We start from the raw sequence: 17972 nt of genomic DNA, 5'->3' as shown, positions 1-17972 counted from the left end.
TCCGCTAGACTCGGTGAATGAAACTGACGGGCGCGCCTGAATGAACCTGCAGAAAGATATGATCGAGCCGCTATCGGACGCGCGGGACGCCCCGCGCGATTCGGTCTGGGGCCGTATCCAGCGCGAAGCGCGGATCGCCGTGCGCGACGAACCCCTGCTGGGGGCGCTGATCCATGCCGGGCTGTTGCACCACGCCACCTTTGAGGCGGCTTTGGCCTATCGTTTTTCGCTGAAACTTGCCTCGCGCGAGATGAGTGAGCAGATCTTGCGCGAGATTGCGGACGACGCTTTTTCCCGTGCGCCCGAGCTTTCCTCGGCGGCGCAGGCCGATCTGTTGGCGGTCTATGACCGTGATCCGGCTACCCACCGGCTGATGCAGCCGATCCTGTTCTTTAAAGGTTATCAGGCGCTGCAAGCCTATCGCATCGGGCATTGGCTGTGGCAGCAGGGCCGGAGCGACATGGCCTATTTCGTGCAGATGCGCTGCTCGGAGGTTTTTGGCGTCGATATCCACCCGGCAGCACGCATCGGGACGGGCGTCATGATCGACCACGCCCATTCCATCGTCATCGGCGAGACGGCCGAGGTCGGCAATGATGTCTCGATGCTGCATTCGGTGACGCTGGGCGGCACCGGCAAGGAGGATGGCGACCGGCATCCAAAGATCGGCAATGGTGTGATGATCGGGGCCGGGGCCAAGGTGCTGGGTAATATCCGCGTCGGCCATCACTCGCGCATCGCCGCCGGTTCGGTCGTGCTGAGCGAAGTGCCGCCTTGCAAGACTGTGGCGGGCGTGCCGGCACGGATCGTCGGCGACGCCGGCTGCCCGGAGCCTTCGAATTCCATGAACCAGCTTTTGGGTCAGGAAGACCTGTTCTAAAGCCAGTCGGCGTTGCCGCTGCCGGTCAGCTCGGACAGGGTGATGTTTTCGCGTGCGAGCCGCTGATCCAGTTCGCGCGCAATGCGGCTGGCCAGGGAAAAGCCCTGATAGATCAGCGCCGAGTAGATCTGTACGGCCGATGCTCCGGCGCGCAGCTTTTGCCATGCCTGTTCGGTCGAGCCGATTCCGCCCACGCCGATCAGCGGCACCCGTCCCTGTGTCTCGCGGTAGAGGCGGGCGAGGACGCGGGTCGAGCGTTCGAACAGCGGCGCGCCTGACAGGCCGCCCGCTTGGGGCGCGTGGGGTGAGCTAAGGCCATCGCGGGTCAGTGTGGTATTTGTGGCGATGATCGCATCGACGGGCGCGGCCAGCGCCACGGCCGCGATATCGGCAATCGCGGCATTGTCCAGATCGGGGGCGATCTTGATGAATACAGGCGGGCGGTTTTTCAGGCTGTCACGTGCCTGCAACACGCCCTGCAACAGCGCCGCAAGAGCCTCGGCCCCTTGCAGATCGCGCAGTTTCTCAGTGTTCGGCGATGAGACGTTGACGGTCAGGAAATCGGCATGGGCGCCACTGATGCGCACGACCTCAGCAAAATCGGCGCTGCGGTCGATGCTGTCCTTGTTAGCCCCGATGTTCAGCCCGACCGGAATGCCCGACGGGCGCGCGGCAAGTCGTTGGGCAATTGCCGAAGCGCCTTGGTTATTGAAGCCAAAGCGGTTGATGATAGCGCGGTCTTCGCTTAGCCGAAAGAGCCGTGGCCGGGGGTTGCCGGGCTGGGCGCGCGGAGTGGCGGCGCCGACCTCGATAAAGCCAAAGCCCGCCCGCATCAGCGCTGGCAGAGCGCGGGCGTTCTTGTCATAGCCCGCCGCCAGCCCAACCGGATTCGGCAGATCGAGCCCGGCAAGGCGCAGTCGCAGCCGACCAGAGGTGACGGGTTGGCCCGGCAGCGGCACCAGCCCCTTTCGCAGAGCCAGGATCGAGAGATCATGCGCACGCTCGGGGTCGAGGCGATGCAATGCGGCAAGGCCCATCCGCTCGATGAGGTTCATGTGATATCTCCGATATCGTGGCCGCTGGGGCCGAGAGGCAGGGGGCGGCTCCACAGCACGTCATTGGCCCTGAGTTCGCGGTAGAGATGCGGGAACAGATCACCACCGCGCGATGGTTCCCAACGCAGCGCGTCCAGCGCCCTGGAATCGAGAGCCAGCAGATGCAGCCCGTCTTTGCCTGCAAAGTGACGCGACAGCGTGCCGGGAAGCTGTGTTGCAGTTGACAGGTGGATATAACCATCGGCCAGATCCACGGGTGCGCCAAGGCTATGGCCCTGATGCGTGAAGGCCTGAAACTCGGCCGCGTGAAAGATCTTGTAAACCAGCATGGTGGGTTCATGCGTTGCACCGTGCGGCCCGTCAAGCGCCATTGAGCCTGCGGCTTGTCAGCCAACATGATCGTCAATTGACGGAGCCGCGGCCATCCCCCAATCTGCGTTTCATTCGGACATTCGGGGTGAGAGGGAACGAGATGAAACGCTGGCTTTTGGTTTCGGCAGCGGCCGTTGCGCTGTCTTCGGGCGCGGCGCAGGCGGATTATACGCTGCACGTGCTGCATATTAACGATTTTCACAGCCGAATCGAGCCGATCAACGCTTATGACAGTACCTGCGATGCTGAGACCGAGGCCAAGGGCGAGTGTTTCGGCGGCGTGGCGCGGCTGGCATCCAAGATCCGCGAGCTTCGCGATGAGCTGAAGGCCGAGGGGCAGAATGTCATCGTGCTGGATGCGGGCGATCAGTATCAGGGCAGCCTGTTCTATACCACCTATAAGGGTAAGGACACGGTCGAGTTCATGAACGCGATCGGCTTTGACGCCATGGCAGTCGGCAATCATGAGTTTGACGACGGACCGGCTGGGCTGGAGATTCTGGCCGAGGGAACGAAGTTTCCCGTGATCTCGGGCAACCTTGATCTGTCCCAATCGCCCGAGCTGAAGGACAAGGTTGACGATATGCTGACGCTAGAGATCGGGGGCGAAAAGATCGGCATCGTTTCGGCTCTGGCGATGGACACCCCGGAGACCGCTTCGCCCGGCGATAAGGTCATTTTCATGGATGACATGGATAGCCTGAAGGCTGATGTGCAGGAACTGACCGATCAGGGCGTCAACAAGATCATCGCCCTGACCCATACGGGCTTTAAGCGTGATCAGGAGTTCGCTGCCGAAGTGGTGGGAATCGATGCGGTGATCGGCGGGCACAGCCACACGTTGCTTGGTCAGGTCGAAGGGGCCGAGGGTCCCTATCCGACAATGGTGAAGGGCGCTGATGGGGCTGAGGTGCCGGTCGCGACCGCCTATGCCTATGGCAAGTATCTGGGTCATCTGGTTCTGACCTGGGACGACAACGGCAAGCTGATCAAGGCCGAGGGCCAGCCGGTCCTGCTGGATAACTCGGTCGTGCCCGACGAAAAGCTTGCCGCTCGCGTCAAGGAAATGGCTGCGCCCATCGAACAGCTCAAGCAAAAGCACGTGGCCGAGATCAAGGCACCCATCGACGGCAGCCGCGAATCCTGCCGTGTCCGTGAATGCGAAATGGGTAATGTGGTCGCGGATGCGATGCTGGCGCGTGTCAAGGATCAGGGCATCACCATTGCGATCCAGAACGGCGGCGGGTTGCGCGCCTCGATCCCGGCGGGGGCGGTGACCATGGGCGATGTGCTGTCGGTACTGCCGTTCCAGAATACGCTTTCGACCTTTCAGCTGAAAGGTTCTGATGTGGTTGCGGCGCTGGAAAATGGCGCGAGCCAGATCGAAGAGGCGGCGGGGCGCTTTGCTCAGGTCTCGGGGCTGAAATACACGCTGGACCCCTCGGCCCCGGTCGGAAGCCGGATCAGCAATGTGCTGGTGCGCGAAGGCTCGGATTGGGTGCCGATCAACCCGGAGGCGGTATATGGTGTCGTGTCCCAGAACTATATGCGCGCTGGCGGTGACGGCTATAAGGTCTTTGCCGATAACGCTATGAATGCCTATGATTTTGGGCCTGATCTTGCCGATGTGCTGGCAGAATATCTGGCCAGGCAGGGGCCGGATTTCGCGCCAAGGCTTGATGGCCGCATCACCGTGAAATGACACTGCAAAGGCCGGGGATCGCACCCGGCCTTTTTCCATCCTGGCGGCCTAGGTTGGCAAGAAGGCGCGGCGGTTCTTCATATGTCGCTGGACAAGCTGGCGGCCTTTACGTCCCGGCGCGACGGGGCGGGCAGCGGGAGGGAAATGGCCCACCGTAAGTTCGGGAAACAGCGCGAAAATCTCGCGCCGCGCGGCGGATGAAAACGCGCGCAGTGCCTGCGGTCCGGTCAGCAATGATTCTGTCCAGCACCCATTTGACAGCACCAGCTCATGCCGGTCAAAGAGCAGGTGCAGATAGGATACGCCATCTTTTGGACAAAGCGGGCGGATGCCGTCGAGCGCGGTCAGATGGGTAGCCGCAACAAGGATTTCTTCGGCATCAAACATCCGCCGCGCGATGGCCGAGCGCAGCAGGGCGCGATGCTGAGGCGAAACGATCAGGTCACGCTGGGGCAGGTCGGGGCCGAGCGCGCCTTGGGAAATCAGGATCGGGCGCAGGTTTGGGCACAGGTCCAACCTTTTGCCATCCAGCCGCACACGGCCAATCCAGCGCAGGGGTTGAAAGCCGTGGTCGCGTGTCAGGATCAGATCACCTGGGGCCAGAGTCTCGACCGTGCGCGGGCTGGACAGGGTTTCGATCAGTGTGCCGGGGGTGAAACAGGGCGCACCTTGCATGGTGGGGTCATAAGGCAGCGCCGAAGTTGTAGCGCCCATGACCCTTTTGCCGACATATCTATAGGTCCCATCAGGGCGGAACTTTGGCCAGTAGTCCTCTCCCCCGGTGGTTTGACGCATCCGGGGAAGGATCATCACGGTATGACGGCCACCGGCCTCGATCGGGTAGCCCGAGTTCAGAGGCTTTCCGTCCGGTCCTTCTCCGACATAGCTCGGGAAGAAAACATAAAACTCGTTTCCATCCGCATCGCGCAGGATTGATGTCTCTTGCAAGGATATGCGGGTGCCTGCGTCCAGTGTCTGTTGCTTGTCGCCTTGACCAAAGGTCGTGGTTTCGATGAGCGTCTGACCATCGCCCGGATCGTTGTAATATAGCCCGGAGCCACCGCGCGAGAGATAACCAAACTCTGGATCGTCATCCTCGATCCTCAGTTCCCCCATCTCGGCCGATGCGAAGCTGATGTTGCTGCGGTTCAGGAAGGGCAGGTTCTTTTCCGCACCGGTCACGTTGGGGTTGGTGTAAACCGGAACCTCGAAGGTTGCCGTGATGATGCGGTATTCCATAAACCAATTCACAATCTAAAGTTGTACAAACTTGGTAAATACAACTTAAAAATAAGGAAATTGAAAGCCTTATTTGTCCGCGGCAACGGGCGGTTGCCGCCTGGCCATCCGTCTTGAGGTGCGAGGGCTATTCCGGGTTGCCTTCACCAGTTTGCGAAAGCGTCTGGTGCAGGAACCGTTCGAAATCATCCAGATCCACCGGTTCGAACTGGCCAAAGCCCTGCATCCAGACCGAGGCGCTGCGCAGCCCGTCGGGTTCGAGCTTGCACCAGATGATCCGTCCGCGCCGCTCCTGTCGGATCAGACCGGCAGCAGCCAGTACCGAGAGGTGCTTTGAAATCGCCGCAAGGCTGACCTGAAAGGGCGCCGCGACATCGGTGACGGCCATGTCATCTTCGAGCAGCATCGAAAGAATTGCCCTGCGCGTCGGATCGGCGAGGGCGGCAAAGATCGCGTCGAGGCTGGGCTGTGCTGCGGACATGGGCCTTGTTCAACTTGCCGGTTGAATATGCGGCGGATCGACTGGCAACGGCAAGATCATGTTTTTGTCGGATGCTTGCCGGATGGCAGGCTAATCAAATGCAGTATTTTCAATGTGTTATAAATGTGCCTCGCTTGCTTGACTCATGGGGCGCAAGTCCCTATCACCGCGCCAACCGATAACGGGGGTGTGAGCCGTGGCCGAACACGACCATGACGCTGCGCGAGCCCGGGACGCAGAGCGGCTGCGCGAGCTGGAGGCCCGGTTGGGCAAGAAAGCCGGAGCAAAGCTGCCCTTGCGCGGGGAAGAACATTTCAGTCAGGCCAATCTGGCCTGGCGCATGGTGACGGAGCTGGTGGCAGGGTTGGGCATCGGCTTCATGATCGGATACGGGCTGGATTATCTGACCGGCCTGCGACCGGTCTTCATGGTGGTCTTTGTGCTGCTGGGCCTGGCAGCCGGTATCAAGACCATGATGCGGACCGCGAAAGACATAGGCAAGCCACCGGGGCCTCCCGGCGACGACAAGGGTGAATGACGATGGCAGAAGAAGAAGCAGGTGGTCTGGTTTTCCATCCGATGGATCAGTTCGTCATCAAACCGCTGTTTGGCGAAGGTTCGGTAAACTGGTACACGCCGACCAATGCGACCCTGTGGATGGCGCTGGCGGCTGCCGCTATCACCGCCCTTCTGGTCTTTGGCACCCGTGGGCGCGCCATCGTGCCGAACCGCGTCCAGTCCATCGCCGAGCTGCTGTACGGCATGGTCCATAAAATGGTCGAGGACGTAACCGGCAAGGACGGGCTGAAGTACTTCCCCTATGTGATGACGCTGTTCTGCTTCATCCTGTTCACGAACTTCCTGGGCCTGCTGCCGAAAAGCTTTTCGCCGACTTCGCATATCGCTGTGACGGCGGTTCTGGCGGTTCTGGTCTTTTTGGGCGTCACCATTCTGGGCTTTGTCAAGAACGGCGCGCATTTCCTGGGCCTGTTCTGGGTCAGCTCTGCGCCTTTGGCGCTGCGCCCGGTGCTGGCGGTGATCGAGCTGATCTCGTACTTTGTGCGCCCCGTCAGCCATTCGATCCGTCTTGCTGGTAACATCATGGCCGGCCACGCGGTGATCAAGGTCTTTGCCGCCTTTGCCGCCATCTCTGCCATTGCGCCGCTTTCGGTGCTGGCCATCACCGCTGTCTATGGGCTTGAGGTGCTGGTTGCGCTGATCCAGGCCTATGTCTTCACCATCCTGACCTGCGTCTATCTGAAGGACGCGCTGCATCCGGCGCACTAAGCGCCGGGTCAGCCTCGGGTCTGAATCGAAACCCTTTCCAAAGCCTCAAGGAGCATGAACATGGAAAATCTGGGTCAACTGGGACAGTACCTCGGCGCCGGTCTGGCTTGCGTCGGCATGGCGGGCGCCGCCATGGGGGTGGGCAATGTCGCCGGCAACTATCTGGCGGGCGCCCTGCGCAATCCGTCGGCCGCTGCCTCGCAGACCGCCACCCTGTTCATCGGCATGGCCTTTGCGGAAGCCCTGGGCATCTTCTCGTTCCTGGTCGCTCTGCTGCTGCTGTTCGCAGTCTGATCCTTTTGCCATCCTTGCGGTTGGGTGGGGGCTACAGGCGCCCACCCGATTGTGAAACGACCGGCATGGGGTAGGATATGTTCAGCCTGTTGCAACAGACCGCGCCTGTCGTGGTCGAAGAAACTGAAACGGTGGTAATCACCGAATCCGCCGAGGCGGCGGGTCATGGTGCCGAAGCAGCCCATGCCGTTGCCAATGCCGCGGATGCTGCGGCTGGCCATGCCGCCAGCGCCCCCGGCATGCCGCAACTGGATATCACGACCTTTGGCAACCAGATTTTCTGGCTGCTGGTCATTCTGGCCGTGATTTACTGGGTGCTGTCGCGGATCGCGCTGCCGCGCATCGGCGGCGTTCTTTCGGATCGTCAAGGCGCCATCACCGGCGACCTGATGGCTGCCGAGGAATTCAAGCAAAAGGCCAAAGAGGCCGAGGCTGCCTATGACAAGGCTCTGGCCGATGCCCGGGCCGAGGCGCAGAAGATCATCGCTGCCAACAAGGCCGAGATCCAGAAAGAGCTGGATGCTGCCATCGCCCATGCCGATGCGGAAATTGCTGCCCGCGCGGCAGAATCCGAAAAGCGCATCTCTGAGATCCGCGCTTCGGCGGTTGAGGATGCGCGCTCTGTTGCCCGCGAGGTGACGGCAGCGCTGGTGGAGCATCTTGGCGGCAAGGTCGATCAAAACCTGGTCGACACGGCTGTCGATCAGCGGTTGAAAGGGGCGCTGCAATGAAACGTCTGAGCGTGCTCTTTGCGCTGATGGGAACCCCGGCGCTTGCGGCTTCGGGTCCGTTCTTCTCGCTGCGCAATACCGATTTCGTCGTTACTCTGGCCTTCCTGGTCTTTGTCGGCATCCTGCTCTGGTTCCGTGTGCCGCAGACTGTCGGCGGCCTGCTGGACAAGCGCGCCGAAGGCATTCGCAACGATCTGGCCGAAGCCCGGCGCCTGCGTGAAGAAGCGCAGGAGATCTATGCAAGCTACGAGCGCCGCCAGCGCGAAGTTAAGGGCCAGGCCGAAGAGATTGTCGCCAATGCACGCCGCGAGGCGGTGAGCGAGGCCGACAAGGCCAAGAAAGCGCTGCAGCAATCCATCGAGCGCCGCCTGAAAGCGGCCGAAGATCAGATCGCCAGCGCCGAAGCCGATGCTGTGCGTGCTGTGCGTGATCGCGCGATCCAGACTGCGGTGACCGCTGCGGCCGAGATCCTTGGTCAGCAGGTCAGCCCGGCTGAGCGCAGCGCCGGTATCGACAAGGCCATCGAAGAGGTTGCCCGGCGGCTGAACTGAGGCCACGGAATTGAACGAGAAGGGTGCCTTCGAGCATCCTCAGGGACAGTGACTGAACCCCGGGGCGCGTTAGCGTCTCGGGGTTTTCCTTGTCCACGCACCGGGCTGGTGGCGGATACGGTCGTTTGAAAATGAATGGGCCGGCAACCTTGCGGCTGCCGGCCCGATCTTTACCCTGGCGATGGATCAGCGCGTCGGGGTGATCAGGATTTCGACGCGGCGGTTTTGTGCCCGGCCTGCTGCGGTGTCGTTCGAGGCCACCGGCTGGGTAGCGCCGCGGCCCGAGGTCGCGATGCGGCCCTGCGACACGCCGCCAGCGGTCAGGATGCCAGCGACCGAACGCGCCCGGCGCTCGGACAGGTCCTGGTTGTAGGCGGCCGAACCGGTGCTGTCGGTATGACCGACGACCTGAATGCGGCTGTTCGGATACTGGTTCAGGTTGCGTGCGATGATGTAGAGGTCGTTCTGACCCTGCGCGCCAACCGCTGCCGAGTCGGTGGCAAACAGCGTCGATTCCGGCATCACTACGGTCAGATAGCTGCCGTTGTTGACGATGCGGATGTTGGGGTTGTTCAGCTGCTGTTGCAGGGATTTCTGCTGCTGGTCGAGGATCGCCCCACCCACGCCGCCGACCGCGGCACCGACGATGGCGCCCTTGATCGCGTCCATGCCCTGGTTGTTCTTATCCTTGTCGCGGGTAGCGCCCAGAACGCCGCCGACCACGGCGCCGGCGATGGCACCCTGCTGGGCGCGGTTCATCTGCTGAGGTTGGCCATAGCGGTCGCCCGGTGTACAGGCGCTGATGGCAAGCGCGCCGGCCGAGGCGAGAAGCAGCGAAATACGGGTCTTCATTTTATTACCTTTCTTTTCGGGGCGATCCACAGCCGCCTGTCCTTACGACCTGGCCGGACTGATCCGGCATCTGATGCCCAAACGATTGAAACTTGGCATGAGTTCCATGCCAAGACCAGAGAAACTCGTGCAAAATCGCTGGCCTGCACTCACAAAACAGCGATGGCGAGAGGAGCGATTTTCGCACCCTCGCGCGTAAGAAGTGCGCGCTTTACCGCCTCGCCCCAATGATATCCTCCGATGGCGCCACCGGTGCGGGTCACGCGGTGGCATGGGATCGCCCATGAGACCGGGTTCTGCCCGACAGCGGTGCCGACTGCGCGCAGGGCCCGGGGACGGCCAATTCGTTCGGCCAGCGTGGCATAGCTGATGACCTGCCCGGCCGGCACCTGGGTCAACGCCTGCCAGACCTGCAGCTGAAAAGGGGTGCCGCTCAGACGCACGGTGATCTCTCCTGCACCTGCAATCAGCGCGTCTATTGCGGGCTCAAGCGCCTCGGGGGCGGGAACCGGCCGTGCGCCGGGCCAGCGGGAGGAAAGATCGGCCTCAACCTCGGTCTCGGGCAGGGGACCGGCAAAGCCGAGCCCCCAAAGGGCGCCGGCCGCGCCATAGGCGATTACTGTGCCAAGCGGCGTTTTGAACCGTCCGTGGCACAAAACCACGCCCGGATCCTCTGCCGGTTGGGTCGTGATCGTCACTCGCAGCCCGTTTTCGGGCGGGGTGAGAGGAAAGAGCGTTGCCGTCATCGCTGCCTCGCTGCTGTCTTTGCGGCAGAGTAGCGCAGACGTGGCGCAAATCCATGCACGAATGCTTGCGCATAAGCGCGGGGCAGGGCATCTGAAGGCCATGGCACGCAGCACCACCCCCCGTCTTCCCCCGGCTTTGCCCTATACGACGCAGGTCGCAATCTTTTCGCGACTGCGCGAGGCCAATCCGCAGCCGGTGACCGAGCTTGAATATACCAACGCCTTTACCCTGCTTGTCGCGGTCGCACTGTCGGCGCAGGCCACCGATGTCGGCGTGAACAAGGCAACCAGGCGGCTGTTTCAGCAGGTCAGCACGCCCAGGCAGATGCTGGATCTGGGCCTTGAGGCGCTGACCGAAGAAATCAAGACCATCGGCCTTTATCGGCAAAAGGCCAAGAACGTCATCGCCCTGTCGCAGCGCCTGATCGACGAATACGGCGGTGAGGTGCCCCAATCGCGGGCGGCGTTGATGACCCTGCCCGGTGTCGGGCGCAAGACCGCCAATGTCGTGCTGAACAGTGTCTTTAACTTTCCTGCGCAGGCGGTCGATACCCATATCTTTCGTGTCGGGAACCGCACGCATATCGCCCCCGGCCGCGACGTGTCCGAGGTCGAGCGCGCGATCGAGGATAACGTCCCCGTGCCCTTTCAGCAGAACGCCCATCACTGGCTGATCCTGCATGGCCGTTATATCTGCCAGGCGCGGCGTCCGCGTTGCCGGATCTGCCCAATCGAAGATCTCTGCCCCTATGAGGAGAAGACCGGATGACCACCCCCTATGTAATCGGGATCGGCAATGCCGTCATGGATGTGATTGCGCCGACCTCAGAGGACACGCTGGCCCGGCTGGGGGTGGAAAAGGGCATCATGCAACTGATCGACCGCGAGCGGTCCGAGTTCCTGATGGCGGCGCAATCGGCCGATCCGCAGGCGGGCAAGGCGCGGCTGGTGCCAGGTGGTTCGGTTGCGAATACGCTGGCCGGGCTGGGGATGCTGGGACTGCGCACCGCCTTTATCGGCAAGGTGGCAAGCGATCCTCTGGGCCTGAGCTATGCCGAACAGACCGAGCAGCAGGGCACGGTTTTCGTCAACCCGCCGGTTGCGGGGGATGTGCTGCCAACTTCGCGTTCGATCATCTTTGTCACCCCGGATGGCGAGCGGTCGATGAACACTTATCTGGGAATTTCGGCCGAGCTGGGGGCGGATGATGTCAGCCCGTCAGTCTTTAGCGGCGCGGACTGGCTGTTTCTTGAGGGCTATCTGTTTGACAAGGACCCCGGGAAAACAGCGTTCTTGAAGGCTGCCGATGCTTGTCACAAGGCGGGTGGGCAGGCGGGAATTGCGCTGTCCGATCCGTTCTGCGTGGATCGGCATCGCGCCGATTTCCGTCGTCTGGTGGCAGGACCGATGGATTACGTCATCGGCAACGTGCATGAATGGCAGTCGCTATATGAGGTCGAGGATCTGGAAGAGGCGCTGCGGCAGGCAAGCGCCGATTGCCACACCGTGATCTGTACCCGCTCGGGCGAGGATGCGATCCTGATCCGTGGGGATGAACGGGTAAGCGCGCCGGTGCACCGTATCGTGCCGGTGGATGCGACCGGAGCGGGCGACCAGTTCGCGGCGGGCCTGATCTATGGTCTGGCGATTGGCGCGGATCTGGCGGCGGCGGGACGCATGGGCTGTATCGCTGCGGCCGAGGTCATCAGCCATGTCGGCGCGCGGCCTGAAAGCGATCTGCGCGCGGCCTTCAGGGCCGAGGGGCTGATCTGAAGCGGTCCTCGCAGAGGGGTAAAGGGAAAGGGGCAGGGACGTTGTCGCCTCTGCCCCTTTTTCAGTCTCAGGCGGCCTTCTTGCCAGCGCCAAAGCGTCCGTAGAAGCTGTCGCCTTTCGTCGCCATGTCGCGCAGCAGTTGCGGCGCGGCAAAACGCGGGCCGAACTTGGCCTCAAGCGCGTCGGCGATTTCGACCACACGCGGCGCGCCCAGCATGTCGAGCCAGCTGAACGGGCCGCCTGACCAGGGTGCAAAACCCCAGCCAAGGATCGCGCCGACATCGCCTTCGCGGATGTCCTCAAGCACGCCCTGCTCAAGCGCGCGCACCGCTTCGAGCGCCTGCACGAACATCAGCCGGTGCTGGATCTCGGTCAGTTCGGGCTGCGCATCGGCTTCGGGCCAATCCGAGGCGAGCCCTGACCAGAAACCCTGACGCTTGCCGGCCTCATCATAGTCGTAAAAGCCCGCCTTGGCCTTGCGGCCCAGCCGACCCTGCTCGGCCAGTTTGAAGATCACCTTATCCACGGCACCGTCGGGATAGGCGTCGCCCATGGCTGCGCGGGTTGCCCTGGCAATCTTGACGCCAAGATCAATCGAGGTCTCATCGACCAGTTGCAGCGGGCCCAGCGGCATACCCATCATCTTGGCGGCGTTTTCGACCAGCACCGGGCTGACGCCCTCGGCCACCATGCGGATCCCCTCGTTGATATAGGGGATGATGCAGCGGTTGGCATAGAAGAAGCGCGCGTCATTAACGACGATCGGCGTCTTGCGGATCTGGCGGACGAAATCCAGCGCCTTGGCGACGGCGCGCGGGCCGGTCTCTTTGCCCTTGATGATCTCGACCAGAGCCATCTTGTCCACCGGGCTGAAGAAGTGGATGCCGATGAACTGATCAGGCCGCGCGCTGGCCTTGGCCAGTTCCGAGATAGGCAGGGTCGAGGTGTTGGTGGCAAAGATCGCCTCGGCGGGCAGCACGGCCTCGGCCTTTTTCGTCACCTCAGCCTTGACCGAGGGGTCCTCGAACACCGCTTCGACCACCAGGTCGCAGCCTTGCAGGGCGGCGTAATCGGTGGTGGGGGTAATGCGGGCAAGGACCTCGGCCTTTTTCTCTTCGGTTGCTTTGCGGCGGCTGATTGCCTTGTCAAGCAGACCGGCGGAATGGGCCTTGCCACGCTCGGCCGCCTCCTGGGCCGAGTCGATCAGCACGACCTCGATCCCAGCCATGGCCGAGACATGGGCGATGCCTGCGCCCATCATGCCCGCGCCAAGGATGCCGACCTTTTTCACGCTTTGATCGGGGGCATCGGGACGGTTTGCGCCTTTCTCCAGCGCCTCCTTGTTGATGAAGAGGCTGCGGATCATCGCGGTGGACGAGGGGTTCATCAACACATTGGTGAACCAGCGCGCCTCGATCTTCAGCGCCGTGTCAAAGGGCACCATCGCCCCTTCGTAGACGGCGCTGAGCAGGGCCTTGGCGGCCGGGTAGACCCCCAGCGTCTTGCCATGGACCATCGCGCTTGCGCCGACAAAGGTCATATAGCCCGCCGGGTGATAGGGTTCACCCCCCGGCATCTTGTAGCCTTTGGCATCCCAGGGTTTGACCAGATCGGTGTCGCTGGCCTTCAGCACCCATTCACGCGCAGCGGCGACTGGATCGGCGGCCACCTCGTCGATCAGCCCCGCGCCCTTGGCCTTGGCCGGGTCGCTAAGCTTGCCTTCCAGCAGGAAGGGAGCCGCGCCCATCGCGCCAAGCCTGCGCACCAGCCGGGTGGTTCCGCCAGCGCCGGGGAAGATGCCGACCATGATCTCGGGCAGGCCGATCCTGGCCTTGGGATTGTCGGCGGCAAAGATGCGATGGGTTGCAAGCGGCAGCTCCAGCCCGATCCCCAGGGCCGTGCCGGGGAGGGCTGCTGCGATGGGCTTGCCGCCCTTTTTTGTCTTGGGGTCCATACCCGCAAGCTCGATCTTGCGCAGCAGGTGGTGCAGCGTCATCACCCCGTCAAAGACTGACTGAGCGCCGCCCTCTTTCATGCTTGCGATGACGTTCAGGTCCATGCCGGCGGCAAAGTCCTTTTTGCCGCTGGTGATGACGATGCCCTTGACCGCTTCATCGGCCAGCGCGTCGTCGATCAATGCATTCAGTTCAGCCGCGCCGTCCAGAGACAGCACGTTCATCGACTTACCGGGCACGTCCCAGGTGACGATGGCGACGCCGTCGGCGTCTTTCTGCATGGTGAAATCGGTCATCCTTACCTCCCTCAGACGCGCTCGATGATGGTGGCCGCGCCCATGCCGGACGCGATGCACAGTGTGGCAAGGCCCACCGTCTTGTCCTGACGCTCAAGCTCGTCAAGCAGCGTGCCGATGATGATGGCTCCGGTCGCCCCCAGCGGGTGGCCAAGAGCAATCGCACCGCCATTGACGTTGACGACGGCGGGGTCGACGTCAAAGGCCTGCATGAAGCGCAGCACGACCGCGGCAAACGCCTCGTTCACCTCGAACAGGTCGATGTCGCTGATCGCCATGCCGCTGTCTTTCAGGATCTTTTCCGTCACTGGCACAGGGCCGGTCAGCATGATCGTCGGGTCGGTGCCGATCTTGGCAGTGGCGCGGATGCGGGCGCGGGGCTTTAGCCCGTAAGCCTTGCCGAACTCGGCATTGCCGATCAGCACAGCAGCCGAGCCGTCCACGATACCCGAGCTGTTGCCGGCGTGGTGGATGTGCTCGATATGGTCAAGGTGGGGATATTTCAGCGTTGCCACCTTGTCGAAGCCGGGCATCATCTCACCCATTTCCTTGAAGCTGGCCTTAAGCCGGCCCAGATCCTCAAGCGTGGTGCCGGGCCGCATGTATTCGTCGCGGTCAAGGATGGTCAGTCCGTTCTGGTCCCTGACCGGCACGATCGACTTGGCAAAGCGGTTCTCGGCCCAGGCCTGTGCTGCGCGGCGCTGGCTTTCAACGGCAAGGCTGTCGGCCTGTTCGCGCGAAAAGCCGTATTCGGTGGCGATGATATCGGCGCTGATCCCCTGCGGGACGAAATAAGTCGGGAAGGTCAGGCTGGGGTCGACGGCGATGGCGGCGCCGTCGCTGCCCATGGCAACGCGGCCCATCATCTCGACCCCGCCGGCGATATAGGCCTGGCCTGCGCCGCCCCTGATCTGGTTTGCGGCAATGTTCACGGCCTCCATGCCCGAGGCGCAGAAACGGTTGATCGACAGGCCCGGGATCGACTCGTCCAGATCCGAGGCCAAGACGGCCGAGCGTGCAAGGCAGCCGCCCTGCTCCTTGACCTGGGTGACATTGCCCCAGATCACGTCCTCGACCGCATGACCGGTCAAGCCGTTGCGTTCCCTGATCGCGTTCAGCAGCCGGGCCGAAAGCGCGACCGAGGTGACTTCGTGCAGGCTGCCGTCGGGGCGGCCCTTGCCGCGCGGGGTACGGGCGGCGTCATAGATATAGGCTTCGGTCATGCTTCCTCCTTCGCGGCCCGGTCCGCGGGGTTGCCGGGCATCAGATCATAGGGGTGTTTCCAGCCCGGCAGCGCCGAAATGCGCGTCAGCCAGGCGTCGATATGGGGCCAATCGGCGCGGTCAAAGCCGAAGGGCTCGGGATAAAAGAGATAGCTGCAGCACGAGAGGTCGGCGATGCTTGGCGCGTCCCCTGCCAGCCATTCGCGCCCGGCCAGATGGGCGTCCAGCGTCCTGAGCGCCGCCCGGCAGCGACCCTGCAGCCAAGCGATAACCTCGGCCGGGCGTTTGTCGGGGGGCAGGAAATTCATCAAAAAGCGCAATGCGCCGAATTGCGACGAACCTTTGTGATTGTCCCAAAACAGCCAGCGCATGATTTCGTTACGGTCCTCGCCGAGGAACTGGCCGGTCTTTTCCGCAAGATGCAGCAAGATCACACCTGATTGGGTCAGGGTCAGCCCGTCTTCGGCAAAGACCGGAGCCTCGGCCATTTCGTTCAGGGCGCGGTATTCGGGGCTGCGCGATGCGCCGTTGAAAAAGTCGACAAAGACCGGCTGCCAAGGATAGCCGGTCAGCTGCATCATCAGCGCCACTTTGTAAGAGTGGCCCGATTCCCCAAAACAGTAAAGCAGTGCTGGCATCCTGTCTCCTTTCCCTCCCACAAGGCATTAGGTGCGTGGCTGGCGCGGGTCCGGGGCCGGGGCGCTGGCCCCTTGTCCCTGCTGCCCCGCGCCGGGCCGTCTGTTTCAGAACTGCTCAGCCGTCAGCGCCATTACCGGATCAGCACCCGTGCGGATGCGCGCCAGATGCGTCGCGGTCATCGGCAGGTGACGCGCCATGTAATAGCGCCCGGTGGCGAGCTTGGTCTCATAGAAGGTCGCGTCGCCGGTCCCGGCGGCAAGCGCCGCACGTGCAGCAGCCGCCATGCGCACCCACATCAGGCCGAGCGCGACATGGCCAAAAAGATGCATGAAGTCATAGGACCCGGCCAGCGCGGCATTGGGGTTCTTGAGCCCATGTTCCATAAAGAACATCGCCGCCGCCTGCAGATCTTTCGAGGCCGCCTTGAGCGGGTCGAGGAAATCGGCCTTAAGCGTCTCATCCTCTTCATGCGCCTTGATGGTCTGGCGGATCATGTCAAAGAAACCCATGATCGGCTTGCCGCCTTCGGCCGCGAGTTTGCGACCGACGAGGTCAAGCGCCTGCACGCCGTTCGCGCCCTCGTAGATCATGGTGATGCGGGTGTCGCGGACGAACTGCGACATGCCCTGTTCCTCGATATAGCCGTGGCCGCCAAAGACCTGCTGGGCCTGGACCGCCACGTCAAAGCCCTTGTCAGTCAGGAAGCCCTTGATGACCGGGGTCAGCAGCGAGATGAGGTCATGCGCCTCTTTGTCATTGCCGATCACGGCGCGGTCGATCAGATGCGCGCCCCAAAAGGCCAGTGCGCGCGCCCCTTCCAGAAAACTTTTCTGGTCCATCAGGTTGCGGCGGATGTCGGGGTGGGCGATCAGCGGATCGGCCGGGCCCCCTGGATTGGCCTCTCCGGTCGCGGCACGACCTTGCAGACGCTCGCGCGCATAGGCGACGGCGTTCTGATAGGCGGCCTCGGCCACGGCATAACCCTGCAGGCCGACGCCGATACGGGCTTCGTTCATCATGGTGAACATGGCGCGCATGCCTTTGTGCAGCTCGCCCAGCAGCCAGCCTTTGGCGCCGTCATAGTTCATGACGCAGGTGGCATTGCCGTGAATGCCCATCTTTTCTTCAAGATTGCCGACCGACAGCTTGTTGCGTTCGCCCAGCGAACCGTCCTCATTGACGAGGAACTTGGGCACGATGAACAGCGAGATGCCCTTGGTACCCGGACCGCCGCCCGGAGCCTTGGCCAGCACCAGATGGATGACGTTTTCCGACAGGTCGTTGTCGCCGGCCGAGATAAAGATCTTTTGCCCGGTGATCAGATAGCTGCCGTCCGGCTGCGGCTCGGCCTTGGTGCGCAGCAGGCCCAGATCCGTACCGGCATGCGGCTCGGTCAGGTTCATGGTGCCGGTCCATTCGCAGCTGACCATCTTGGGCAGATAGGTCGCCTTCTGCTCATCCGTGCCATGGGCGCGGATGGCGGAATAGGCGCCATGGGTCAGGCCCTGATACATGGTAAAGGCCATGTTCGAGCCCGAAAACATCTCGCCCGCCGCAAGGCCGATCACATAGGGCATGCCCTGACCGCCATATTCGGGGTCGCAGTCGAGCGCGGTCCAGCCACCTTCGCGCATCTGCTGGAACGCCTCGGCAAAGCCTTTCGGCGTGTGGACGACGCCATTTTCCAGCCGACAGCCTTCGCGGTCACCGGTGGCATTCAGGGGGGCCAGCACCTCGGAGGCAATCTTGCCGGCTGCTTCCAGCACGGCCTGAGTAAAGTCGCGGTCAAGCTCGTCGTGGCCCGGAAGCTCTTGCCTGGAGATTTCGAGAACGTCATGCAGCAGGAACTGCATGTCACGGACGGGGGCGGAATAGGTTGTCATCGGTCCTCCCAGG

Annotated in this window: 19 protein-coding genes; 9 read left to right on the top strand and 10 right to left on the bottom strand. The window is 62.6% G+C overall.

Translation table 11 applies throughout. The annotated features are described in order from the left end of the window. Window positions 1-40: 40 nt before the first annotated feature. Window positions 41-880: a serine O-acetyltransferase gene (gene cysE / locus M511_RS04615; RefSeq protein WP_010394094.1), complete on the top strand. Its 840-nt coding sequence runs from the start codon at window positions 41-43 to the stop codon at window positions 878-880. Here cysE and M511_RS04610 read toward each other — a convergent pair. Next, the gene (locus M511_RS04610) at window positions 877-1935 is read right to left on the bottom strand and encodes a quinone-dependent dihydroorotate dehydrogenase (RefSeq protein ID WP_085501479.1); all 1059 of its coding nucleotides are present in this window, start codon (window positions 1933-1935) and stop codon (window positions 877-879) included. The genes cysE and M511_RS04610 overlap by 4 nt on opposite strands. Next, window positions 1932-2264, bottom strand: a complete 333-nt coding sequence (locus M511_RS04605) for a DUF952 domain-containing protein (protein WP_240547524.1) — start codon at window positions 2262-2264, stop codon at window positions 1932-1934. Before M511_RS04605 ends, M511_RS04610 begins: the two co-directional genes overlap by 4 nt. 143 nt (window positions 2265-2407) lie before the next feature. Between M511_RS04605 and M511_RS04600 the strand changes: the two genes are divergently transcribed. Further along, window positions 2408-4009, top strand: a complete 1602-nt coding sequence (locus tag M511_RS04600) for a bifunctional metallophosphatase/5'-nucleotidase (protein WP_085501477.1) — start codon at window positions 2408-2410, stop codon at window positions 4007-4009. Window positions 4010-4057: 48 nt separating this feature from the next. Here the strand turns inward: M511_RS04600 and M511_RS04595 are convergent, their stop codons facing one another. Both M511_RS04595 and M511_RS04590 read right to left on the bottom strand, forming a co-directional pair. Continuing rightward, window positions 4058-5248, bottom strand: a complete 1191-nt coding sequence (locus tag M511_RS04595; RefSeq protein ID WP_085501476.1) for a Hint domain-containing protein — start codon at window positions 5246-5248, stop codon at window positions 4058-4060. 127 nt (window positions 5249-5375) lie between these two features. Further along, on the bottom strand, window positions 5376-5729 hold the full coding sequence (locus tag M511_RS04590) for an ArsR/SmtB family transcription factor (protein WP_010394084.1): 354 nt from the start codon (window positions 5727-5729) through the stop codon (window positions 5376-5378). A 196-nt stretch (window positions 5730-5925) separates the two neighbouring features. On the opposite strand from M511_RS04590, the gene M511_RS04585 reads away from it, so the two are divergent. From M511_RS04585 to M511_RS04565, 5 genes are all read left to right on the top strand, one after another. After that, complete coding sequence (locus M511_RS04585) at window positions 5926-6267, top strand: AtpZ/AtpI family protein (RefSeq protein WP_085501475.1); 342 nt, start codon at window positions 5926-5928, stop codon at window positions 6265-6267. A gap of 2 nt (window positions 6268-6269) precedes the next feature. Next, the gene (locus M511_RS04580) at window positions 6270-7016 is read left to right on the top strand and encodes a F0F1 ATP synthase subunit A (protein WP_085501474.1); all 747 of its coding nucleotides are present in this window, start codon (window positions 6270-6272) and stop codon (window positions 7014-7016) included. A 60-nt stretch (window positions 7017-7076) separates the two neighbouring features. Continuing rightward, window positions 7077-7310, top strand: coding sequence for a F0F1 ATP synthase subunit C (locus M511_RS04575; RefSeq protein WP_010394077.1), 234 nt, complete (start codon window positions 7077-7079; stop codon window positions 7308-7310). A gap of 77 nt (window positions 7311-7387) precedes the next feature. Continuing rightward, entirely contained in the window at window positions 7388-8041 is a 654-nt protein-coding gene (locus M511_RS04570; RefSeq protein ID WP_010394065.1) for a F0F1 ATP synthase subunit B', read from the top strand. Next, complete coding sequence (locus M511_RS04565; RefSeq protein ID WP_010394063.1) at window positions 8038-8592, top strand: F0F1 ATP synthase subunit B; 555 nt, start codon at window positions 8038-8040, stop codon at window positions 8590-8592. Before M511_RS04570 ends, M511_RS04565 begins: the two co-directional genes overlap by 4 nt. A gap of 186 nt (window positions 8593-8778) precedes the next feature. Here the strand turns inward: M511_RS04565 and M511_RS04560 are convergent, their stop codons facing one another. Then, window positions 8779-9444: a YiaD family glycine zipper/OmpA-like lipoprotein gene (locus M511_RS04560; protein ID WP_010394062.1), complete on the bottom strand. Its 666-nt coding sequence runs from the start codon at window positions 9442-9444 to the stop codon at window positions 8779-8781. Between the two features lie 149 nt (window positions 9445-9593). After that, a complete protein-coding gene (locus M511_RS04555; RefSeq protein WP_237701485.1) occupies window positions 9594-10142 on the bottom strand; it encodes a methylated-DNA--[protein]-cysteine S-methyltransferase in 549 nt (182 codons plus the stop codon). Between the two features lie 148 nt (window positions 10143-10290). Here M511_RS04555 and nth point away from each other — a divergent pair, with 148 nt between their 5' ends. Beyond that, window positions 10291-10959 (top strand): endonuclease III, encoded by a 669-nt coding sequence (gene nth, locus M511_RS04550; protein ID WP_085501508.1) that lies wholly within the window; start codon window positions 10291-10293, stop codon window positions 10957-10959. After that, window positions 10956-11963 (top strand): adenosine kinase, encoded by a 1008-nt coding sequence (locus tag M511_RS04545; protein ID WP_085501473.1) that lies wholly within the window; start codon window positions 10956-10958, stop codon window positions 11961-11963. Before nth ends, M511_RS04545 begins: the two co-directional genes overlap by 4 nt. Before the next feature lie 67 nt (window positions 11964-12030). Here the strand turns inward: M511_RS04545 and M511_RS04540 are convergent, their stop codons facing one another. The 4 genes from M511_RS04540 to M511_RS04525 form a co-directional block, all read right to left on the bottom strand. Then, window positions 12031-14214, bottom strand: coding sequence for a 3-hydroxyacyl-CoA dehydrogenase NAD-binding domain-containing protein (locus M511_RS04540; protein WP_085501472.1), 2184 nt, complete (start codon window positions 14212-14214; stop codon window positions 12031-12033). An 11-nt stretch (window positions 14215-14225) separates the two neighbouring features. Continuing rightward, window positions 14226-15437 (bottom strand): acetyl-CoA C-acetyltransferase, encoded by a 1212-nt coding sequence (locus tag M511_RS04535; protein WP_085501471.1) that lies wholly within the window; start codon window positions 15435-15437, stop codon window positions 14226-14228. Further along, the gene (locus tag M511_RS04530) at window positions 15434-16075 is read right to left on the bottom strand and encodes a glutathione S-transferase family protein (RefSeq protein ID WP_010394048.1); all 642 of its coding nucleotides are present in this window, start codon (window positions 16073-16075) and stop codon (window positions 15434-15436) included. Before M511_RS04530 ends, M511_RS04535 begins: the two co-directional genes overlap by 4 nt. Window positions 16076-16180: 105 nt before the next feature. After that, the gene (locus M511_RS04525; protein ID WP_010394046.1) at window positions 16181-17959 is read right to left on the bottom strand and encodes an acyl-CoA dehydrogenase C-terminal domain-containing protein; all 1779 of its coding nucleotides are present in this window, start codon (window positions 17957-17959) and stop codon (window positions 16181-16183) included. Between the last annotated feature and the right edge of the window lie 13 nt (window positions 17960-17972).

The sequence above is a fragment of the Paracoccus sp. J56 genome, assembly GCF_019633685.1.
GTDB classification, from domain to species: Bacteria; Pseudomonadota; Alphaproteobacteria; order Rhodobacterales; family Rhodobacteraceae; genus Paracoccus; species Paracoccus kondratievae.
This window is presented reverse-complemented; position numbering and strand designations above follow the sequence as displayed.